This is a genomic window from Catenulispora pinistramenti, from assembly GCF_018274385.1.
Lineage (GTDB): Bacteria > Actinomycetota > Actinomycetes > Streptomycetales > Catenulisporaceae > Catenulispora > Catenulispora pinistramenti.
Map to the genome: position 1 here is coordinate 1 of NZ_JAAFYZ010000479.1, position 1,447 is coordinate 1,447.

Genomic DNA, 1,447 nt, shown 5'->3' on the forward strand with positions numbered 1-1,447 from the left:
GCGATCACCCGACGACACTCCGGCTCCGACAACGCACCCAACGACTTCGTCGGATCACCCAACAGCAGGACCCGGGTCACACCCTGCCGGTGCCGCCGGGTCCGGGTGGTGATCACGCCGGCCACCATCGCCGCGGTGTTGCGGCCCTTGGGCCGGTCCACCGGGACCAGGGCGTGGGTGTCGTCGAGGTCGTGTTCGGCGAAGTCGCCGAGGGAGTCGACGAGCTCGTACGGGTACACCGTGCCGCGGCTGGCCGCGCGCATCACCTTGAGCCGGTAGTCGTCCAGCGGCTCGATCGGGTCCAGGGTGGGCTCGCCGACGCTGAGCGAGGGCTCGCCCGCGGTGTCGAAGCGGACCCGGACCGCGATCTTGATCAGCTCGCCGGTCTTCCAGGACCGCTGCCGGCCGATGAGCTCGATCTCCTCCAGCCCGGCGCCGACCGTCGAGGGCAGGATGCGCTTGGCGATCAGGTACAGCTCGGAGCGCTTGATGTTCGACACCGGCCACAGGTAGACCACCACGCGGTTGGTGCTGAACCGCTTGTTGGACGGCCGCCGCAGCTGCGCGCGCCGGATGGAGTCCACGCACGCCGCGATCGCGTCCTCGGCGGTCGGCAGCGCCACCAGCCGGCCGTCGTGCTCGCGCAGCTCGGTCAGGTCGCGCACCTGCGTGAACGCGACCAGCCGGTCGTCGGCCGGGTTCTCGCGGGCCACGCACTGGTACAGGTACACGTCCTCGTCGGAGGACGGCAGCCGGGTCAGGTCGAACTTGGTCAGCCGCTCCAGCTGCATCCGCTCGGCGATGTAGGGGTGCAGGCCGCGGATCAGCCGTTCCTCGGTCATGCCGGTGGAGGAGCGCCGGAACGTGAAGTGGTGGTGCATCACCGCGTTGCGGCGCCCGGCCACCGTGGTCGTCACCCGCCGCACCTGCTGCGGCAGCGGGTGCGCGCTCATCACGCGCTGCAACTCGGTCGCGGCCTCGTCGGTGTCCGGCTGGTTCTCCCACAGCAGGTAGATGTCGGCGTCCAGGGCGCCGCCGCTCACCTCCAGCTCGGCCAGTCCGTCCAGGGCATCGCCGAGCTGGTCGAACGGCACTGCCGCCGACACCAGGCGGGAGCCGTCGCGTTCGGCGACCACGAACGAGGTGCCGGCGGCCTGGGTGGTCTGTACGTCGGTCAGGCCCTTGTTGCCGTAGTAGCGCCGGGTCAGGACCTCCAGCATCGCCGAGTTGTCCAGGTCCGGATGCACCAGACGCTGCGCCAGCAGCCGCACCAGCGGCTCGGTGCTACGCACTATCTCGGCGATCCGCTCGCCGCGGTCTTCGGCGCGCGGGTTCTCGTCCAGGTACCGCAGGTTCTTGCGGACCCCGGCGTAGACGCGCGCCCGGTTGCGGCGCAGCAGCGGCTGGCCGAACCACGCGTAGACCACCCCGCGCGCCAGGTCCGCGA

1 pseudogene is annotated in these 1,447 nt (G+C 71.0%); it reads right to left on the bottom strand.

Annotated features, from left to right (window positions below):
* Positions 1-1,447 (bottom strand): annotated as a pseudogene (locus KGQ19_RS48605) (ATP-binding protein); the annotation flags it as partial.